Raw genomic sequence first — 19,332 nt, forward strand, 5'->3', positions numbered from 1 at the left:
AATTTATTCATTAAATCCAATATCACAGTTATAATACATATAGTGCAAAAATAAACGAACTAAATTTCTGTTAGATTTTAATTCAGGATTATTTTCTATTATAAATTTATATAAATAATTAAAGATTAAATCAAACTTGTCAAATTCATCTCTATGCACAACAATTTCTTCATTTATATCATCAATTGTATTTTCATATTTACCTAAGAACTCTGTATTAATCGGATTTGTTAAAAACTCTCTGATTTGTTCTAAATATAAAAGGTTTCTTTTAATTACATTATTAAAGTATTCCTTACTTAAATTATTTATCTCATTTTTCTTTTCAATATCTCTTTTAGGAATTTTAGGTAAATCACCTTTTTTCTTATCTACTTTACTAAAAGAATTTATTATTTCTTTTAAATCATTTTCGTCAAAACTTAAAGGAAGTAAAAGTTTATTTAAAGTTCTAGCAATTTTAGGATATTGGTTTATCCAATACTCTATAGTTTCTAATCCAATAACCCTATTTTCAATTCCAGTTTTTGTGTCAAATATATCTTCAATTCTAAAATCTTGTACTCCGCTTAATTTTCGGTTAGTAAAAAGTAAGTAGAAATCTAATTTATTAGCTTCTTTCAGACCATTAATAGCAGGTATTACACTATTTTTAATTATAGTTTTGAAAGCACTATCAGAACAACTAGCGTTTACCTTTTCGGAATGTTTAGCTTGTATAATAATTTTACCTTCCCAAGGCTTGGATTCACTAGGAAATTTGTTTGCTCTTCCATAAAATTTGGCGTCTTTACCAAAATCTGTGCCCTTAGAAAATACAACAGTACCCATTCCCAAAATTTCGCTACAAATTAATGCAACTAAATCTTCAAATTCTAAGTCTGTTAAGTTTTCTAATGGGTATTTCATATTGTTCACAAAGATATTAAATTATAGCTTTCGGTTTGTTTGAATCTCTATTATAAAACCATCACAACTATAAAATGAATAAGCAACATTTCCATTTTTTTATAATGAGAATTAGCTAAGATAGTTTTTTAGAACAGAAAAAGCAATAGTTAAAATACTCTTTTTTCAATTATAAAATTACAAGTTTTTACTAAAAACGGCAATAGTTTAGCGACTATAAAAAATTTGAATTTTTGTGAATGGTGTTTATATTTATTTATAAAAATTACGGATGATCGGCAATAACTTTATGTGTTTTGTGAAATAAGTTAAAAATTTTCGCTAGGAATCTTATTTCTAGTAACTATTAGGAATGGATATCAATTTAATTCTAAAAGAAATATATAAAGTTGGTTTGCTGTTTGAAAAAGTATTGAGTAGTTGTAAAGTGGATTATTTTGATTTTTATAAGGTTATGTTTTTCTTTTAAAAGCATTTTTTTTATCCTTAGATTCTATTAATGAATCTTTCTTTTTTAAGTAAATATTAGAGAAAATAATATTGTTGTTTAATATTAATTAATAGTTCTTTATTCTTATATAACATTACTTTTGTAGTAGAAAAATAATAGTATGATTAGACAATTATTTATAATACTGATGTGTCTTGCTCTAGGTGAGATAATCGTTTATTTCACTGGAATTAAAATTCCCTCAAGTATCATAGGCATGTTGTTATTAACAGCAGGACTTCATTTTAAAATCATTAAACTTAAATGGATACAGGAGGTTGCTGATTTTCTTTTAGATAACATGGTCTTCTTTTTTATACCACCTGGCGTAGCTATTATGTGTTATCTAGATTTAATTTCAAAAGAATTAGTACCAATACTAGCAGCAATTCTGGGGAGTACTGTTTTAGTTTTACTAAGCACTAGTTTTACACATCAGGTGTTGAGAAAAATAAAATTAAAGAAACTAGCAAAAGACAAAAAATGAAACTGATTTCAGAACCTTATATGTTGTTAACCATAACTGTAGGTATTTATTGGTTGACAAAATATCTTCAAAATAAAACCAACTCAGTTCTTCTAAATCCTATATTAATAACAATAATTGCTGTAATAGGCATTTTAAAATTAGCTGGTATTTCTTATGAAACTTATCATGAGGCAGGTAAGTTTATTGAGTTTTTTCTAAAACCTTCTATTGTAGCATTAGGAGTACCTCTATATCTTCAATTAAGCAAAATAAAAAAACAAGTGATCCCTATTTTTATTTCACAATTAGTAGGTTCTATAGTCGGTATCATTTCGGGGGTTCTTATTGCTAAGTGGCTAGGAGCTTCAAATGATGTAATAATTTCGATAGCACCTAAGTCTGTTACGACTCCGCTTGCTATTGATATTTCTCAGTCAATAGGAGGGATTCCATCTCTTACGGCATCAATGGTTGTTATGGTAGGGATTTTTGGCTCAGTAGCAGGTTTTAAAATTTTACAACTTTTTAAAGTGAAAAACCCAATATCTAGAAGCCTTTCAATGGGTACTGCAGGTCATGCGCTTGGAACGGCTCAAGCGATGGCTATAAGTCAACGATTTGGAGCATATTCTAGTATGGGACTTATTTTAAACGGATTGTTTACTGCCATATTTACTCCCATTATTTTAGCATTACTTGGTATTATATAAGAAAGTTGCTGTCTCTGAATAACGTTTTAAAGTATTTTTTTATAATGATGTTCATTCTGTAGGTTTATTTTGAAATTTTGTGAATCCAAATACTTCAATTTGATTTTCATTAATTCTAAAGACTATCGTATAGCCTTTGTATATTAAGTCTCGTATAGAGTCGTTTTCGAAATAAATTGATTTTCAGAATGAATACGGAGATTTAGGGATGTCCTTTATCCTTTGAATTAGTTCTTTTTTTAATTTTTGAGCAGAATTCGGACTATTTTTAGAAATGTATTTTAATTGCTTTTCTAACCTTTCGATAAAAGTATCTTTATAAATAATATTCATAAGAAGGCTAGGCTATTTCGTTTAACCGATCTTCAAATTCTTGTTGAGAAATAAAATTAGCTTTTCCGCTTTCAATTTCATTTAATTCTTGTTGTAAATAATCTTTTGTCCCATTAAAATCAGCGCTCTCACTAACAATTTCAACTTCGTCTTTATTGAACTTGCTTAACAACCAAATAAATTTGTCATAAACTTTTTCGCTGATTTTTAATTGTATGCATAGTATATCCTTTTAAGCAAAAATACAAAAAAAGTTTCTAAGCTTCTTATTTACAATCAAACCACTACAACTTCTCTCTCAAAAGAGCAATTTCATCACGTAGTTTAGCAGCAACAATAAAGTCCAAACCTTTAGCGGCAGCTTCCATGTGTTTGCGTTTTTCTCTAATACGTTTTTCTATTTCCTCTTTTGGTAAATACTGTAAATCTTGTTCTGCTGCCACCTGTTTTGCATTATCATAATGATAACTAGAAACAGCAGATTTAGACAAAGTATCATCAATTTTTTTGTTAATCTGAGTCGGAGTGATGCCATGTTTGGTGTTGTAGGCAATTTGCTTTTCTCGTCGGCGTTCGGTTTCGTCAATGGTTTTTTGCATGCTGTTGGTCATTTTATCAGCATATAAAATAGCCAAACCATTTACATTTCTTGCAGCTCTACCAACAGTTTGTGTAATAGAACGGTGCGAACGTAAAAAACCTTCTTTATCAGCATCTAAAATAGCGACCAAAGAAACTTCTGGTAAATCTAAACCCTCACGCAAAAGGTTGACGCCAATTAGAACATCAAAAATACCCTTACGCAAATCTTGCATAATTTCTACACGCTCTAAAGTATCAACATCAGAATGAATATAACGACAACGAATATCTACTCTTGTTAAATATTTAGTCAATTCTTCTGCCATTCTTTTGGTTAAGGTGGTTACCAAAGTACGCTCGTCTTTTTCTACTCTTTGTTGTATTTCTTCAATTAAATCATCAATCTGATTCAAACTTGGTCTAATTTCAATTACAGGATCTAACAAACCGGTAGGTCTAATTACTTGCTCTACAAAAATACCTTCAGTTTTCTCTAGTTCGTAATCTGCAGGCGTTGCAGAAACATAAATTACTTGGTTTTGTACACCTTCAAATTCATCAAATTTTAAAGGACGATTGTCCATCGCCGCAGGCAAACGAAAACCGTATTCTACCAAGTTTTCTTTTCTACTTCTATCGCCACCATACATAGCGTGCGTTTGCGGAATGGTAACGTGGCTTTCATCAATAACCATTAAATAATCATCAGGAAAATAGTCTAACAAACAGAACGGTCTTGTACCCGGTTCTCGTCCGTCTAAATAACGAGAATAGTTTTCAATACCAGAACAATAACCCAATTCACGAATCATTTCTAAGTCGAATTCAGTTCGTTCTTTTAAACGTTTTGCTTCTAAATGTTTCCCAATTTCTTTAAAATAATCTACCTGTTTCATCATATCTTCCTGAATAAGATGAATGGCATTTTGTAAAATATCTGGCGACGTTACAAACAAGTTTGCAGGATAAATGGTCAGTTCACTAAAGCTTTCTAAAACGGTATTATTCTCTAAATCGAATGATTCTATTTCTTCAATTTCATCACCAAAAAAATGGACTCTATAACCATTATCACCATAAGAAGGATAAATAGTAACTACATCACCTTTTACTTTAAAGGTTCCACTTTTTATCTCGTGTTCGGTTCTAGAATACAAACTTTGCACTAATTGATGCAAGAATTTTGTTCGTGCAATTTGCTGATCTACATGAATAGGAATCACGTTTTTCTTAAATTCTACCGGATTTCCAATACCATACAAACAAGAAACCGATGCAATTACAATAACATCTCGTCTACCAGAAAGTAGGGAAGAAGTAGTGCTTAAACGCAAACGTTCTATATCATCATTAATAGATAAATCTTTTTCAATAAAGGTTCCGGTAACGGGAATATAGGCTTCTGGTTGATAATAATCGTAGTAAGAAACAAAATATTCTACGGCATTATTAGGGAAAAATTGCTTAAACTCAGAATACAATTGAGCCGCCAATGTTTTGTTGTGCGCTAAAACTAAGGTAGGTTTATCTACGTTTTTTATCACATTTGCAACGGTAAATGTTTTACCAGAACCCGTTACACCTAAAAGCGTTTGATATTTTTCACCATCATTAATACTTTGTGTAAGTTCTTTTATTGCTTGTGGTTGATCTCCCGTAGGAGAAAATTCTGATACCAATTTAAATTCCATGATGTAAAAATACGGATACTTTATAAAAAAGGATCTGTATTATTTAAGTTTTAAAAGGTGATTTAATCTTCTTTAAAGTGTGGTTTGTACTAGTGGTAATTAATTATGTGAATTTTACTTAAAAATAAGTAACATGTCTGGTTGAGCGCAGTCGAAACCTATGGTAATCGTTAAATAATTCTCTACAAGGTTAGGGTAGAGAATACAAGATTTTCAATATTAAAAAATATTTAATTTCAGATGCTAAAATTTAATAAACGCTAGGTTTCTGTGATAATTAGGCATCATTTTTTAATAAATATTCAATTTATTGTAACAAATAAAGAACTTTAGCTACTTATATTTTAGAGGCGATTTTGTTTTTATTTGAAAATTTTTAACGAAATTGGTTGTCTAAAAATTGTTCAACTTAAAAAAACACCAAAAATACTATGTCAGAAGATTTTGATTTACTAGAAACGAGTGCCAACAAAAAAACGGAAACAGTAGATGTAAACTGGGGAAAAGCAATTGACACCATGAAATCTAAATTGGCACAAGAAGACGATCCAGAATCTCGCCAAAAAATACTGAACGCAACCTTAGATGATGTTGTGCACATGGCAGAAAAAGACAGAAGTACACTTTTAGATGCTATTAAAGACCTAACAGATTACCAAGACGAAGTTGGTATCATGTTCGAGAAATTTTCGGCTTTAAATCCATCAGAACAAAAAGTGATTGACGATGCTCAAAAAGGATTAGAGAGAGCTAGAATAGAATTAGAAGATGCTCAAAATAAAGCAGATACTTGGTGGAACAATTTATGGGGAAGAAAATCGAAGATTAAAAAAGAAGAAGTAGAATTTGCAGCAGCAGAAAAATTACGTGCAGGTGCAGATAATCAAGCAAAAGCATTGTTTCAGCAACGTATAGAAAGTGCCGATATTCAGACTTTGTTAAGCGAGCTTTCCTACAAATCTCAAGCAGCCGTAACCCGACTTAAAAATAGAGAAGTAGAAATTAAAGAAGTAGAAGAAAAGTTAAAAGATGCCATTGTTGAGGCATCTAAAAATCATACCAGAGCGTTAGCAAAAAAGAAAGAAGTAGAAGATCAATTAGAAGAGCAATATGCATTGTTAAAACAATCGCGTCAAGAATTAGAAGAAATTGCAGACAAACAATCTACAGCCTATTCAGAGGCGATTGGCAAAATGACCGCAATTGAGCAAAAAGTAGAAGAGTTAGAAGGGCTTAAAAATGCCTACACAACCTTGGCTGCCAGTAAAGATAGTTTTGTACACAAGCATAATTTAACCATTAAAGTATTGACTTCTTTACGTTCTAATTTACAAACTCACAGAGCAAAATTAAAGTCGGATACCGAAGAAAGAGTAAAGTATTACGATGGTTATGTGGTGGCTTTAAAAGCAAGAACAGATCAAGAATTCGCGGCAATTTTAGAGCATTTAGGGGTTAAAACCGATGAACATATTGGAGAAACTTTAGCATCTATGCATTCTGCTAGTGCCAGAGCGCGTCAAGAAATGATGGACAATATTCCGGTGCACGAAAAAGTGATGACGGGTGTGTATAGCTCGTATGCAGAGGCTTTGCATGAAATTAGAGAGAAAGATATCGACATTCAAAAGAACTTTGCAGACCGTTACGGAATAGATATGAAAGAGATTTTCGAAGACTATTACAAAGCAGATGCAACTGCACCAAAAGGTGATGATGCTCCGGCAGCAAAACCAAAAGCAGCTACTTCTAATGATGATTTGTTAAGTTAACGTCATTGCGAAAGAGGTACGATTGAAGCAATCTGTTAATATATATAGACTAATAATAATTTGGGCGTTTCCTTCTTTTAAAAAACAAAAGAAGGTCAGGCTTTCCATTATATCTTTTTTCTGAAAAAGAAAAAAGGATGCCATTTCAATCCTTAACGCAGGCGTACTTGCTAATTATTTGAATATTAAATAGGTTTTTAATTGTCTATCGTATTGAAAATAAAATGGTTAAGCTTGGTTTTTATCAATATTTATAAATATAATTCATAAATATAAATTATATTTGTAAAAAATAAATATAAAATGGCAACATTCACATCTTCTTTACCAGATAGTCTTTTAGAAAAATTATCTGTTTTGGCAAAAGAGTTACAACTTCCTAAAAATAGGCTCATAGAAAATGCTTTAGAACTGTATTTAGAGCAAGTAGAAAAAGCGAGTTATATAAAATCGTATCAACAAGCAGCTACAGATAAAGATATTTTAAAGGTTGCAGAAGAAGGGATGCAAGAGTATTTTACAGAACTTAACGATGCAGATGCGAACTAAATGAAGCAAGGAGAAATTTGGGAACTGTATTTAAACCCTGTAAAAGGAAGTAAGCAAAGTGGCAGAAGACCCGCAGTTATTATAAGTGGTAATATGTTAAACAAACATTTACAAGTTGTAATTGTTTGTCCGTTAACCACAAGTGTGAAAAATTATAAAGGAAATTTAATTATCAACCCAAATGAAATAAACGGGTTGACTAAAATTTCTGAAGTATTAACGTTTCACGTTCGTTCGGTTTCAAAAACCAGATTGGATAAAAAAATAGGTAAAATTCCATTAAAAGATATTGAAGTAATTAAAAAAACTTTAAACGATATTCTTAAATTTTAAAAATGATTACAACACCTTTAGATTCTGCACTTTTAGACTCAAAAGAACAATATGTTTTTTACCATAAAATGGTAGATTTTGTCTTAAAAGAACTCATTGTAAGTGTACAACAAGAGCAATTATGTACATACCAAGAGTTATTACTTTTTAAGCAATATTCAGATTTACTTTTATACTCTATCGAAGCCATGCGTATTAAATATATGTATGACGAAGAAGATAATATGAAGGTAGATTTAACAGATTCTGGTTTCCCTAATTATTTAGAATTCCGGTTTTTGTACAACGATTTAGAGTTAAAAAACGATTATGTAAATAATTTAAAGGATACAAAGATTCTAAAAGCAGAATTTTTAAATACACTTTTAGTAAAAAAACAACCGATCAAAAGATTAGAATTGTTTAAAGCTTCTTCTATTGTTTATTATACATCCGTAGAAAAAAAATACATTTTCAACCGTTTTGTGCAAGGTAAAATTACAACAGCAGAAGAAGGAGAAAATTATCAATATATGACGAGTTGGAGTTTCTATGATGTAAGTCATAACCGACCTTTTATATGTTATTTATATTTTGATTACGATGGCAAAATTGACAAAGAAAAAATTTACGAAGTCTTAAAAGAAAGTGCCGATAGAGAAATGTCTTTAGACACAATGGCGTATAATATTGATCGAAAATTACCAGATATTCAACCAAAGCATCTAAAAAGAATCGATTTAGGGCCTTTTCACAATGTTTTTGCAAAAGATGAAAATGAAATAACACATACTATTTTAGGCGGAATTGCTAAGAAAGAAATTCCTTTAGAATCGTATGCTTTATCGTTAAAAATAGACGAGGTTTTTTCTGGAGATACATTTACAGAAGGAAGTTTTTTCTCGAAGCAAACCATGCAAAAATGGAGTGAGGTAATTCAACAAAAATACGTTTTAGCGCCTCATAGAATTATTCAATTATTGTATAATCAGACACCAAGAACATTAGATAAATTGGCGAAACCACCGATAGAGTTGAGTGGATTAAAGTAGGCAGTTTGCAGTCTACAGTTTGTATGAAAATAGGGTTGTTGAGAACTCTTTTAAAGGTTAAAAAAAATATAAGTTAGAAATATAATTTCGGCTAAAGCCCTTATGTTGTTTAATTTTTTAAACCTGTGGATAAATCCACAGGCTATTAAAATCCATCGTAATATTATTTATTAAAATTTTGAATTGTCCCAGGTTTAACCTGTGTGTATGGAATGTTTATTTTGGAGTTAAATACCTGAAAAAAAAATATAATTTTGGCTAAAGCCCTTGTATTGTTTAAATTTTTAAACCTGTTGATAAATTGACAAGCTATTAAAAATTATCATAAGATTGTATTTATTAAAATTTTGAATTGTCACAGGTTTTAACCTGTGTTTAGTTATTGAATATTATATTGGCTTTAGCCAAATTATTGCGAAAAAAATGCTAAACTAAACGTTGAAAAAGTCTTCCAAACTTTTTTTAAAAAACGTCTAAAAAATATAAAGTTTGTTCAGTTAAATGAAAATTAAATAAAAGATGCAAAAAAACTCAACTTTTCCAATAAAACAAAACGAATTAGATATGCTCAGAGATGAAGCGTCTGGTTATTTAAAAAGTATTCAATGGGAACAAAGTAGTAGAGCAAAAAATAAAGACAAAGACGCAAAAGACGAATCAATTTTATTGTATTTGTCGAGAGCTAATTCTGGAAGCAATTTAGAAATTACTTCAGTTTCTAAAACTATTTTAGCTTTAAAAAAGCGCTTATTACCAGATTCAATTGCAATACCTGTGTATTTGAATCAGACGTTGTATGCTGTGCAAGAAGGACTCACTTTAGGTATTTGGATTAAAGATAATTATTACGATTCTTCGGGATTATCAAGTTTACACGAACGAAAATCTGCTTTAGATTCTCAAGGAAAAAGAGAGTTTGAAAGTAAGATGCAAACAGCAACAGCTTTTCAATTATTTGCGACTTCCTATAAAATTTTACACGATTTAAAACCACATGCTTCAGATGATTTATCTGTGATGAAGCAAAAGTTTGCGGGAATTCCAGAAGTTTCGCTTTTATCACCTTTAAAAGGAATAGCATGTTCTTTATTTTATTTCGATAAATATTTAGGACATCCAGAGATTGTAAAATCCGACAAAGATGTGATAGATTTTACGGTGGTTTTTTACGAGGCTTTAATTGATGAAATTCAACTTAGAAAAAGCAGTTTAGAATACACAGAAACCATTGTAGATAGAACGTATAAATTAGAAAAATCTGATTTTGCTGTTTCAGGTTGGGACAATGTTTTTTCGGGAACAGCTAAAAGTATAGCCTTTAATAAAATTCAGTTCGAGCAAATTGTAGGGAATAAAGATGCCAAACATTTTGCACGTAGATTAACAGAAAGAATGTTGAGTTACGATTTTGATGCAAAGAAAAATCCGTTTCAGGAATTAGGCGGTTTTATGCCAGTTTTTATGGGGTATGGAATCCCAGGAACTGGAAAATCCATGTTAATTGCGGCGATAGCAACACGATTAAAAGAACATGCAGATAATTTAGAGATTCCGTTTTTATTTCATCCAATGCCAGACACGTTGATTTCTACTTTTCAAGGAGGGTCTGCAGAAAAAATGGTAGAATGGATGAAGCCAATGCAAGACCCAACAAAATTAATTTTTGCACCTATTGACGATGCAGAAAATAATTTACAAGAAAGAACTACACAAGGAGTTTCTGCCGGAGTAAAAGAAGTAATCGGAGTTTTCTTACGATACACAGAAGGTGCTTATGCTGTAAATTATGGAAATTCGTCTATCGGATTATTTACCAATTTACCAGAAATGTTAGACAAGGCAGTTATTTCTCGAGTACAAGGTAGATTCAAAATTGATGGAGCAAGAACAGAACACGATTTTCTAGATCAAGATTATATTTGGTGGAAAAAGTTAGAAAAAACAATGCCAGATTTTGTGAATATGCAAAACCCAGCTAATTATCAGTTTTTAAAAGACCAAGGATTGGCAAAAAATATGGGAGATGTTTTGGGTTCTGTAGAAAAACCATCTGAAGCAAGAGTTTTAGAAGCGTACGATAAAGCAGAAAAACTTCATAAAACGACAGATCATCAGTTTTTTTCGAGTTTATATAAAGAAATTCAACAGATATTTCCTTTCTTTTCATCAAGAGATATTAGAAATATTCAATCTGCAATTTCATTGCGATTAACAGATTTCGATTTAGAACAAGATTGGTTTGAAAATCCGGAAACTTACTTCAAACAGAAATATGAAACCAAGTTTAATATGTTGCAAGAATTGATGAAAAGCAACATGAAAGGATTAAATTTTTCTGAAATAAGAAGACAAGAAGTCGTACGTTATTTAGACAATGTAGCCGCGATTGCAGATACAGATTTTAAGAGAAAAGTAGATGCGAGAGTCAACCAATTAAACATAGATTTAGAAGCAAGAAAAACATTTGATCATGGAAAGTAATCGAATAAAAGATATAGAAAAGACATTATTGTCAGATAATTATTACACGTTAAATAAATTCAAGTTTAAGTATCAAATGTCTGATGGAAGTTGGGTAAACCAGATGCGAGAAGTTTATGAGCGTGGTCATGGAGCAGGAATCTTATTGTACAATACCACTAAAAAAACGGTAGTTTTAATCAAGCAATTCAGATTGCCGACTCTTTTACATGATAATAAAGACGGATTTTTAATTGAAATTCCTGCTGGATTATTAGATTTAGATAATCCAGAACAATGTGTCATAAGAGAAACAGAAGAAGAGGTTGGAATCCGTTTAAAATCCGTCAAAAAAGTATATGAAGGCTATTCATCACCGGGAGTTTTAACCGAAAAAATGCACTTTTTTGTTGCTGAATATACAGACGATATGAAGGTGAGTGAAGGTGGAGGTTTAGAAAGTGAAACAGAAGATATTGAAGTTTTAGAAATTCTGTTTACCGAAGCTGTAAGAATGTTAAATGAAGGTGAAATAGTAGATACAAGAACCATTGTGTTGTTGCAATATGCTATTATTCATAAATTGATAAATTAAAAATAATAACACAAAGATACACAGAGTTTTTAAAGAGTTTCACGGAGAATAATGTTGAAAAAACTCTGTGTATCTCTGTGAGTTCTCAGTGAAACTCAGTGTAATAATACTATGCAAAAACTAATAAAAGCCAAATTATACAGAAGCGAGTCTATTTCCGTTAGCGGAAAATTGGTAGAACGCTATAATAAATGTTTAATTAAACTAGGTTTTACAGCTACTAAGTTAACTTCATTTACCATAGACGGAGTAGGTTGGAGTCCGGAAATAGCAGAAGAAAAAGGAGTCTCTTTTTACTTAAATAATGGTGAAGCAAATACGTATGCCATAATTATTACACCAAAGCAAAAAGGATTACCAGTGTATAATCCGTTTAATTCTTTTGACAGAGAATTGATGAAAATGGTGTTTAAAAAACACGAAAAAACCATCAATGATATTACAAGAGATTCGGCAGTTTGTGTAGAATTTGATCAAAAAATAGATGTTTTTTATGAACCTTTAGATGTTTTAAGGTATAAAGACATTACCATAAAATTTCATTTAATTGATAATTTACACAAAGCCAAGGAAGAACAATTAAAGTTGGTAGCTTTATTTTATACTGATAACAACTTTATTGATGAAAAAGTTCATGAAAAACTGATAACATCAGCAAAAAAATATGGAGATTTAAGAGAACGAAATCTAAACATAGAAGAAATAACTTTTACAACAGATTCCTTTTATACAAAAGCTTTTGGAGGTGTTTTCTTATTAAGAGATTTAGTAACTCCGGTGCTTATTTTCGAAAATGAAGCTACGTATAAAGAAGCTATAAAAGACACAACGTATGATGTTTTAATGTATCATATTTCTCATAAAGAAATGATTGATAAATTAATCAGTTATAATGTTTTAGAATTAGATTTAGAAGAAGAAATTACCAAGAAAAGATACAAGAGAGTTCAGAAATTTATTTTTTCTTCATATTTAAAAGAAACAGCGCATCCTGTAAAAGATATTTTAGAAGAAGAAATTTTATTTAAAAGCTATTTAAACAAAATTGATATTTCATCAAGAAAAAAAATAATGGGATTAGAGCGATTCTTAGAAAAAAAGAAGATTTCTAAAAATGCAAACCCAAAAGATATTATTGATGAGGTAGTTTACACTGCATTGCACAAACCACATTCATCATTAAAACCGAATCATCAAGATTTAATTTGGTATTTATTGGTTAATATTGCTCCGAAAGATATGTTGTTTCTATATTGGTATGATAAAGAGCAGTTTTATGATGTTTTTAAGACCTTAGAAGATTCAACACAAGATTGGGTAATAGAGACAGTTAAGAGCGGGTTTTAGGCTTTATAGTTTTAAATTTGTGTATTTTTATAAAGGAAAAATAAATTAAATACTAAACCCAGCTAGGTTTCAAAAATCTTGTAGGTATAAAAAGTATAGTTAGTCAATAAACCTACAAGGTTATAAAAACCTTGCAGGAAAATCTATAAAAAAATGACCATAGAAATCATCATATTTATCGCAGCAATTTTATTCGGAATTGTTATTTATTGGAGAGAATCAAGAGGTAATAAAATGTATCTATTCTTCAATAAAGTAATGAATTCAGAAGAATTACAAATGAAAGATACAGACACAAAAGGGTTTGTGTTTCAACAAAACTTTGTTTTAAGGTTTGTTTATATCGCTGTTTTATTTCTAATAGGTATTTTAATTGTACAATTTTTAATTCCTATAAATTATGCAACAATTTCATTGTTTGCATCCATGATTTTCGGAACTTTGTTAGGAACTTATATTGCAGGAGTTGTTTTTAAATCATCAGAAATTATAGAAGAACAAACCGAAGCTTTTGAAGATAAATTAGAAGAAGTTATAGAAAAAGGAAAAGATTTTATAGAAGATTTTCAAACAAAAGAAGCTAAAGAAGTTGAGGTAACAAAAGAAGTACCAAAAGTTGAGGAGAAAAGCGCAAGAGAACGATTAAAAGATAAAGGATTATTGTAAAGATTCGTCATTACGAGTAGTTTTTACAACGAAGTAATCTTTAAATAGAAATAATAAATAAATAAATAGATTGCCACGACTTTTTATCAAGAGCCTCGCAATGACAAGATAAAATTATGATTAAGAATTATTGGAGTAAAGGAGCAAAGCAAAAGAAGAGAGTCATTATATTTTTTATAATATTGTTGGCTTTATTGTTCTTTTTTAGAGACGATTATCAGCCAGCATTAATATTTGTTAGAAAATTTATTTTCATAATTTTATTATGCTTTTCATTACTGTTTCTAGGTTTACGTGGTTTCAGAAGATCGGTAGGTGTTGGTAAAAGAATCGGAATTTTATTTTTATTATCAGCATTTTTCGGAATCTTATATTATGTAGGTTGGAATTTAAATTTCTACGATTATATGAAGACTTATAATGTTTTTAATGATTTAAATAAGATAGAAATTCATGAGTTGCCATTAACTCAAAATGAAAGAATTCAGCCATTAAGAAACATTTTTTCTATGGCAAATGAATCTGTAGGAGAAACCAAAGATGTATCATTACCACATTTGGTAAGAGTAGATGGAAACAATCAATGGACCATGGCAATTCAGCCAACAGAAAAATATTATTGGCAAGGACTAAAAGACAATACAGAAGAAATTTTTTCTGTGTCAAGTACCACCCCTTTTCCGCGTTTTTCATCAGAAAATAGAATTTCAGTTACATTTTCAATCGGAGAATCTTTAAAATTTAGTAGAAATACCTACAATGCGGTAGTGCAACGTTTAAACCCTTGGATGCTATTTAATTATGAGCCAAGTGACACGTATTACATGAAAAATGATAAAGGCGCTTGGGTAGAAGTGGTGAGTTTAATAAAGTGGAAAGGCTTCTTTTTTCCATACCCAAGTTTTGGCGGTGTTGTGGTTATAGATAACGGAGAACATGATTTTACAGATTATTTAGAAAGAATTACCATTGGTAAAGGGACTTATATTTCGCCAGATGAAATGAAAAATTATGCCTATTTAACCAAGCAAAACACATTATCAGAGCGCGTATCTCGTTTACAAGCAGAAAGTTTAAAATTTTTAGCAGGTTTTTCAGATCCATTACCTTGGAACATGGAAAGTGCTGTAAAAATTCCTACCGTACCAAAAGATCAAAATGCACAACCTTACGTAACCGATTTCGATTTTTCAAACAGCAAAACAGCTGCTTTTAGCGGCTTATATCACTGGTTTGGTTTAGAGCCAGTAGGTAATGAAAGAACCAGTTTAAGTTACAGCGTATTTATCCCTGCAGACGGTACAGATAAGTTTTATTATTACGATCATGCATCAAAAAAACAAGGATATGCAGGCGTTTCTGCAATGCCTTTAAAAGTAAAAGAATCTAAAAAAGAGTACGATTGGAACTCAAATACACCCGTAGAATTTAGACCTTATATTAAGAATATTGCAGGTAGAAAACGGATGTTTTTTCTAGGAACAGTTTCTACAATAAGTTCAGACAATCCAGAACAATTTGATGGTTCTGCAACGCCAGATTTAGCCTTAATTGACAGTGAATATAGAGATGTAGTTTGGATAAACGCTAAAAAACCAAGTACTTGGAACGAGGAGGTTTACAACCAATTAAATGAAGCTTGGAAAACGAGTGAAGGATCTAATTTGTACTTTGAAAAGCAAAAAACAATTTTAGAGCAGAACAAACAAGTTTTAGATTCTATAAAATTAATTTCTAACCTAGATAAAAATCAGCAAATATTAGATTCAATTAAGCTAATGTCTGCACAAGATAAAAAACGTACAGAAATAGAAAAGCTTCAAAGAAAAATAGATTCTATTAAAGAGAATCAGTAGTTTTTGTAGCTATTTCCCGCTTTCATTACTCGCTTTTTTTGTTGAAAAAACAAAAAAGAGCTCAAACAGACCATTCAATCGGGGCTAAACATATTTGCCAACTTATATAAAACAGTCAATTTTGTTTTTTTAAGTTGGCTTTTTTTTGGTTCTGAAATTCCCTTGTGCATATGTTATTTTAGGTTTATATACTTAAAAAAACTTTAGAAAATCGTTATATTTGTTAGCTACAATTAATACTAAATTAATTTTATTACGTCGCTAAATCAATTGAGAATCTAAATGTATTCCTGAGCTTGTCGAAGGACATTCAATAACCAAAAAAAGTCTTCGAATAAGCTTGTACTGAACAAAGTCGAATTGCTCAGACAGACAAGTCATTTTTATAATTATAATAGTTAAAAACTAAAAATGTATTTTAAAGCGACTTTAAATACTTAAATTGGTATACTAAATAAAACCTATGATTTTTATTGATAATGAGGGTTGTACAGATCCTAAATTAAACTTAGCATTAGAAGAATATGCGTTAAGAAATTTTGATGCTTCTACAGATTATTTATTATTTTATATTAATGCGCCATCTATAATTATTGGTCGTAATCAAAATACGATAGAAGAAATTAACCAAGAATATATCGATAAAAATGATATAAAAGTAGTTCGACGTATTTCTGGCGGAGGAGCCGTTTATCACGATTTAGGAAATTTAAACTTCAGTTTTATTACCAATCATGACGGAAAAAGTATTAGTAATTTTAAAAAGTTTACAGAACCTGTAATTCGTGTTTTAAATGAATTGGGCGTACATGCCGAGTTAAAAGGTAGAAATGATATTCTAGTTGATGAAAAGAAAATTTCTGGAACAGCTCAATTTTCTACAGGAAAAAGAATGATTAGTCATGGAACTTTATTGTTTGATACAGATATGAGCGAAGTAGGGAAAGCACTTCAAGTAAAAATGAGTAAAATTCAATCTAAAGGACATAAATCGGTTAGAAGTCGTGTAGCAAATATTAGTAAATTTTTAAAAGAACCTATCACTATGGATCATTTTAAAAAGCAATTACTAACAGGTTTGTATGAAGCTAAAGAAGATTTTGAAATTCATAAATTAACCGAAGCAGAGTGGAAAGCTGTAAAAGAATTAAAAGCAACAAAATATGATTTGTGGGATTGGAATTTTGGAAACTCACCTAAGTTTAATATCCAACGTAATAAGCGTTTTCCAATCGGAGAAATAGATGTGCGTATTTTTGTTGAAAAAGGACATATTTCTGACTTTAAAATTTTTGGAGATTTCTTTGGCAGACAACCCATTGCTAATCTTGAAAAGTTATTAATTGGTGTTCCTTATAATAAAAATGAAATCACTAATAAGTTACGCCATATTACAATTGCAGATTATTTTGGAAAATTAGAAAACTCAGACTTTACAGCTCTTGTCTACGGCAATGATTAATTTTTTTTAAATTATCTGAACAGTATGTTGTATTGTTTTAGTTAAAAATACTTCCTTGGATTTATTTTCCTTGGTAAATAGTTTTTTATATTATATCTTTGTCGAGAATTTAAAAACCATTCGAGATGAAGACTACTAAAATTATATACTATATTTCTACGGCATTATTAACTGTAATCATGCTTTTTTCTGCAGGCATGTATATTTTCAATCATGAAGCAGTAGTAGGTATGTTTACTAATTTTGGTTACCCTACATACATCATTTATCCGTATGCAATAGCAAAATTATTAGGTTTGGTCGCATTATGGTTTTTATCAAATAAAACAATAAAAGAGTGGGCGTATGCAGGTTTTTTCTTCGCATTTATTTTTGCTTTTTTTGCTCATGTAATGATTGGAGACGGAGAACAAGGAGCATCTATTGCAGCAATGGTTTTTTTAATCACCTCTTATGTTACTCAAAAAAAAATAACAAATGGCAGAGCTTAAAACAGCAGAAGTAGTTTTAAGAAACAAAAACTATTTAGCAGAAGCAAAAACAAGAAATCACTTTTTAACAATGGATCAATCTGTTGCAGCTGGAGGAGATGATAGTGGAGCAACTCCAGTAGAATATTTATTAACGGCAATTGGCGGTTGTGTTTCTATGACGTTAAGAACCTATGCAGAGTTAAGAGGTTGGGATATTGGAGAAATTACAGTAAATGTTACCCAGCATCAAGACGAAAACGGAACGTATTTAACAGAAGAAATAGCTTTCGAAAAAGAAATAACAGCAGAACAAAGAAAAAAACTGATGGTCTTTGCAGGGAAATGCCCCGTTGCAAAAATGGTAAAAGGAGAAACCAGAATAGTTAGCAGTATTTTGTAATATAGTTTGCTGTTTTCAGTTACAGAAAGTCAGTTTGAGTGATTACGCTTTTTCGATGTAATAGTATAGAAAACTAATAAAATTTAGAATATGAAAAAAATATTAGCATTTGCAGGTAGCACAAGTTCTACATCTATCAATAAACAATTGGCAACATTTGCAACAGAAAATTTAGAAAATACTTCATTTGATATAATTGATTTAAGAGATTTTATATTACCAATTTATAGTGAAGATGAGCATAGAAAAGCAATTCCAGAGGATGCTAAAAAGTTTACTTCTTTATTAGATAATTACGATGGTTTTATCCTTTCTTTAGCAGAGCACAACGGATCTTATGCAGCTGCTTTTAAAAATATTTTCGATTGGAGTTCGGTAATAGAAGGAAATGTTTTTAGAGACAAACCTTTATTGTTAATGGCAACATCACCAGGAGCAAGAGGCGGACTTTCAGTTTTAGAAACAGCTATTGCAAGATTTTCTAGACAAGGAGCTAAAGAATTAATTTCTTTCTCTTTACCTAATTTTCATGATAATTTTAAAGAAGGTACAATTGTAGATATAGCATTTTTATCAAGCTTAAAGGAGAAGGTAACAACATTTGAAAACGCAGTAAATCAATAATAAAATGAAAATAGTTTTATACGGAAGAGCAGGACATGCCTATACAGTAGCATTTAAAAATTTTTTGAATTCAACCGATGTTCCTTATATCTATAAAGATATTTCTAAAGATGTAGAAGCAAGAGAGCATAGCAAAGAATTGTATGATGGCGTAGCAAAGTATCCAACGTTGTTTGTAGATGATAAAGTGTATTTAACTCCAACTACAGAAGAGTTTAATAAAATAATGCAAGATTTAAGTTTAAGAGCGTAGGTTTTTTAGTTTTAAGAGATAAGAGATAAGAGACAAGACTGCGGACTAAAAAAGACATAAGACATAAGACTAAAGCTATGTTTTCTATGTTACTATGTGGTGGTTTTTTAAAAGTTTTAGAAACAATAAACAATAAACAATAAACAATAAACAAGAAACAAGAAACAAGAAAAAGAAGGCTTCAGACATAAGATAAATGACAAAAAAAGAAGAATAAATGTTGTTATTTAAAGGACATTTTTTAATTTTCGAATACTGAATACTGAATACTGAATACTGAATACTGAATACTGAATACTGAATACTGAATACTGAATACTGAATACT

General features: G+C 30.3%; 19 protein-coding genes. 16 read left to right on the forward strand and 3 right to left on the reverse strand.

Features of this window, described 5'->3' with window-relative positions; genetic code table 11:
- Nucleotides 1–3: 3 nt before the first annotated feature.
- On the reverse strand, nt 4–909 hold the full coding sequence (locus tag GQS58_RS03800) for an ABC-three component system protein (RefSeq protein WP_166383008.1): 906 nt from the start codon (nt 907–909) through the stop codon (nt 4–6).
- A gap of 611 nt (nt 910–1,520) precedes the next feature.
- Between GQS58_RS03800 and GQS58_RS03805 the strand changes: the two genes are divergently transcribed.
- The gene (locus tag GQS58_RS03805; RefSeq protein ID WP_166383010.1) at nt 1,521–1,886 is read left to right on the forward strand and encodes a CidA/LrgA family protein; all 366 of its coding nucleotides are present in this window, start codon (nt 1,521–1,523) and stop codon (nt 1,884–1,886) included.
- A complete protein-coding gene (locus tag GQS58_RS03810; RefSeq protein WP_166383012.1) occupies nt 1,883–2,578 on the forward strand; it encodes an LrgB family protein in 696 nt (231 codons plus the stop codon). The genes GQS58_RS03805 and GQS58_RS03810 overlap by 4 nt, the downstream gene beginning before the upstream one ends.
- A gap of 340 nt (nt 2,579–2,918) precedes the next feature.
- Here GQS58_RS03810 and GQS58_RS03815 read toward each other — a convergent pair whose 3' ends face one another.
- On the reverse strand, nt 2,919–3,083 hold the full coding sequence (locus GQS58_RS03815; protein WP_205860377.1) for a tRNA pseudouridine synthase A: 165 nt from the start codon (nt 3,081–3,083) through the stop codon (nt 2,919–2,921).
- Between the two features lie 112 nt (nt 3,084–3,195).
- The gene (gene uvrB, locus GQS58_RS03820; protein ID WP_166383014.1) at nt 3,196–5,184 is read right to left on the reverse strand and encodes an excinuclease ABC subunit UvrB; all 1,989 of its coding nucleotides are present in this window, start codon (nt 5,182–5,184) and stop codon (nt 3,196–3,198) included.
- A gap of 431 nt (nt 5,185–5,615) precedes the next feature.
- Between uvrB and GQS58_RS03825 the strand changes: the two genes are divergently transcribed.
- From GQS58_RS03825 to GQS58_RS03890, 14 genes are all read left to right on the forward strand, one after another.
- Nucleotides 5,616–6,956, forward strand: a complete 1,341-nt coding sequence (locus GQS58_RS03825; protein WP_166383016.1) for a microtubule-binding protein — start codon at nt 5,616–5,618, stop codon at nt 6,954–6,956.
- A gap of 303 nt (nt 6,957–7,259) precedes the next feature.
- The gene (locus tag GQS58_RS03830; protein ID WP_166383018.1) at nt 7,260–7,505 is read left to right on the forward strand and encodes a ribbon-helix-helix domain-containing protein; all 246 of its coding nucleotides are present in this window, start codon (nt 7,260–7,262) and stop codon (nt 7,503–7,505) included.
- Nucleotides 7,506–7,838: a type II toxin-antitoxin system PemK/MazF family toxin gene (locus GQS58_RS03835; protein WP_166383020.1), complete on the forward strand. Its 333-nt coding sequence runs from the start codon at nt 7,506–7,508 to the stop codon at nt 7,836–7,838.
- A 2-nt stretch (nt 7,839–7,840) separates the two neighbouring features.
- The gene (locus GQS58_RS03840) at nt 7,841–8,869 is read left to right on the forward strand and encodes a hypothetical protein (protein WP_166383022.1); all 1,029 of its coding nucleotides are present in this window, start codon (nt 7,841–7,843) and stop codon (nt 8,867–8,869) included.
- Nucleotides 8,870–9,388: 519 nt separating this feature from the next.
- Nucleotides 9,389–11,350, forward strand: coding sequence for an AAA family ATPase (locus GQS58_RS03845; RefSeq protein WP_166383024.1), 1,962 nt, complete (start codon nt 9,389–9,391; stop codon nt 11,348–11,350).
- On the forward strand, nt 11,340–11,924 hold the full coding sequence (locus GQS58_RS03850) for an NUDIX domain-containing protein (protein ID WP_166383026.1): 585 nt from the start codon (nt 11,340–11,342) through the stop codon (nt 11,922–11,924). The genes GQS58_RS03845 and GQS58_RS03850 overlap by 11 nt, the downstream gene beginning before the upstream one ends.
- Before the next feature lie 111 nt (nt 11,925–12,035).
- On the forward strand, nt 12,036–13,271 hold the full coding sequence (locus GQS58_RS03855) for a DUF6638 family protein (RefSeq protein ID WP_166383028.1): 1,236 nt from the start codon (nt 12,036–12,038) through the stop codon (nt 13,269–13,271).
- A gap of 153 nt (nt 13,272–13,424) precedes the next feature.
- Nucleotides 13,425–13,937, forward strand: coding sequence for a hypothetical protein (locus GQS58_RS03860; protein ID WP_166383030.1), 513 nt, complete (start codon nt 13,425–13,427; stop codon nt 13,935–13,937).
- Between the two features lie 116 nt (nt 13,938–14,053).
- A complete protein-coding gene (locus GQS58_RS03865; protein WP_166383032.1) occupies nt 14,054–15,793 on the forward strand; it encodes a hypothetical protein in 1,740 nt (579 codons plus the stop codon).
- A 463-nt stretch (nt 15,794–16,256) separates the two neighbouring features.
- Nucleotides 16,257–17,255 (forward strand): lipoate--protein ligase, encoded by a 999-nt coding sequence (locus GQS58_RS03870; protein ID WP_166383034.1) that lies wholly within the window; start codon nt 16,257–16,259, stop codon nt 17,253–17,255.
- Between the two features lie 125 nt (nt 17,256–17,380).
- Complete coding sequence (locus GQS58_RS03875; RefSeq protein ID WP_166383036.1) at nt 17,381–17,746, forward strand: DoxX family protein; 366 nt, start codon at nt 17,381–17,383, stop codon at nt 17,744–17,746.
- Nucleotides 17,733–18,128 (forward strand): OsmC family protein, encoded by a 396-nt coding sequence (locus GQS58_RS03880; RefSeq protein ID WP_166383038.1) that lies wholly within the window; start codon nt 17,733–17,735, stop codon nt 18,126–18,128. The genes GQS58_RS03875 and GQS58_RS03880 overlap by 14 nt, the downstream gene beginning before the upstream one ends.
- 90 nt (nt 18,129–18,218) lie before the next feature.
- Complete coding sequence (locus GQS58_RS03885) at nt 18,219–18,752, forward strand: NADPH-dependent FMN reductase (RefSeq protein WP_166383040.1); 534 nt, start codon at nt 18,219–18,221, stop codon at nt 18,750–18,752.
- Nucleotides 18,753–18,756: 4 nt separating this feature from the next.
- Nucleotides 18,757–19,005: a glutaredoxin family protein gene (locus GQS58_RS03890; protein WP_166383042.1), complete on the forward strand. Its 249-nt coding sequence runs from the start codon at nt 18,757–18,759 to the stop codon at nt 19,003–19,005.
- Nucleotides 19,006–19,332: the final 327 nt, after the last annotated feature.

It is taken from the genome of Polaribacter sp. 11A2H (assembly GCF_011379025.1).
Lineage (GTDB): Bacteria > Bacteroidota > Bacteroidia > Flavobacteriales > Flavobacteriaceae > Polaribacter.

Excerpts from the sequence above, each read along its gene's own strand:
- GQS58_RS03850 (WP_166383026.1), top strand. The coding sequence starts at position 11,340 with ATGGAAAGTAATCGAATAAAAGATATAGAAAAGACATTATTGTCAGAT.
- GQS58_RS03860 (WP_166383030.1), top strand. The coding sequence starts at position 13,425 with ATGACCATAGAAATCATCATATTTATCGCAGCAATTTTATTCGGAATT.
- GQS58_RS03810 (WP_166383012.1), top strand. The coding sequence starts at position 1,883 with ATGAAACTGATTTCAGAACCTTATATGTTGTTAACCATAACTGTAGGT.
- GQS58_RS03885 (WP_166383040.1), top strand. The coding sequence starts at position 18,219 with ATGAAAAAAATATTAGCATTTGCAGGTAGCACAAGTTCTACATCTATC.
- GQS58_RS03800 (WP_166383008.1), bottom strand. The coding sequence starts at position 909 with ATGAAATACCCATTAGAAAACTTAACAGACTTAGAATTTGAAGATTTA.
- uvrB (WP_166383014.1), bottom strand. The coding sequence starts at position 5,184 with ATGGAATTTAAATTGGTATCAGAATTTTCTCCTACGGGAGATCAACCA.
- GQS58_RS03880 (WP_166383038.1), top strand. The coding sequence starts at position 17,733 with ATGGCAGAGCTTAAAACAGCAGAAGTAGTTTTAAGAAACAAAAACTAT.
- GQS58_RS03830 (WP_166383018.1), top strand. The coding sequence starts at position 7,260 with ATGGCAACATTCACATCTTCTTTACCAGATAGTCTTTTAGAAAAATTA.
- GQS58_RS03855 (WP_166383028.1), top strand. The coding sequence starts at position 12,036 with ATGCAAAAACTAATAAAAGCCAAATTATACAGAAGCGAGTCTATTTCC.
- GQS58_RS03845 (WP_166383024.1), top strand. The coding sequence starts at position 9,389 with ATGCAAAAAAACTCAACTTTTCCAATAAAACAAAACGAATTAGATATG.
- GQS58_RS03840 (WP_166383022.1), top strand. The coding sequence starts at position 7,841 with ATGATTACAACACCTTTAGATTCTGCACTTTTAGACTCAAAAGAACAA.
- GQS58_RS03890 (WP_166383042.1), top strand. The coding sequence starts at position 18,757 with ATGAAAATAGTTTTATACGGAAGAGCAGGACATGCCTATACAGTAGCA.
- GQS58_RS03805 (WP_166383010.1), top strand. The coding sequence starts at position 1,521 with ATGATTAGACAATTATTTATAATACTGATGTGTCTTGCTCTAGGTGAG.
- GQS58_RS03835 (WP_166383020.1), top strand. The coding sequence starts at position 7,506 with ATGAAGCAAGGAGAAATTTGGGAACTGTATTTAAACCCTGTAAAAGGA.
- GQS58_RS03870 (WP_166383034.1), top strand. The coding sequence starts at position 16,257 with ATGATTTTTATTGATAATGAGGGTTGTACAGATCCTAAATTAAACTTA.
- GQS58_RS03825 (WP_166383016.1), top strand. The coding sequence starts at position 5,616 with ATGTCAGAAGATTTTGATTTACTAGAAACGAGTGCCAACAAAAAAACG.
- GQS58_RS03865 (WP_166383032.1), top strand. The coding sequence starts at position 14,054 with ATGATTAAGAATTATTGGAGTAAAGGAGCAAAGCAAAAGAAGAGAGTC.
- GQS58_RS03875 (WP_166383036.1), top strand. The coding sequence starts at position 17,381 with ATGAAGACTACTAAAATTATATACTATATTTCTACGGCATTATTAACT.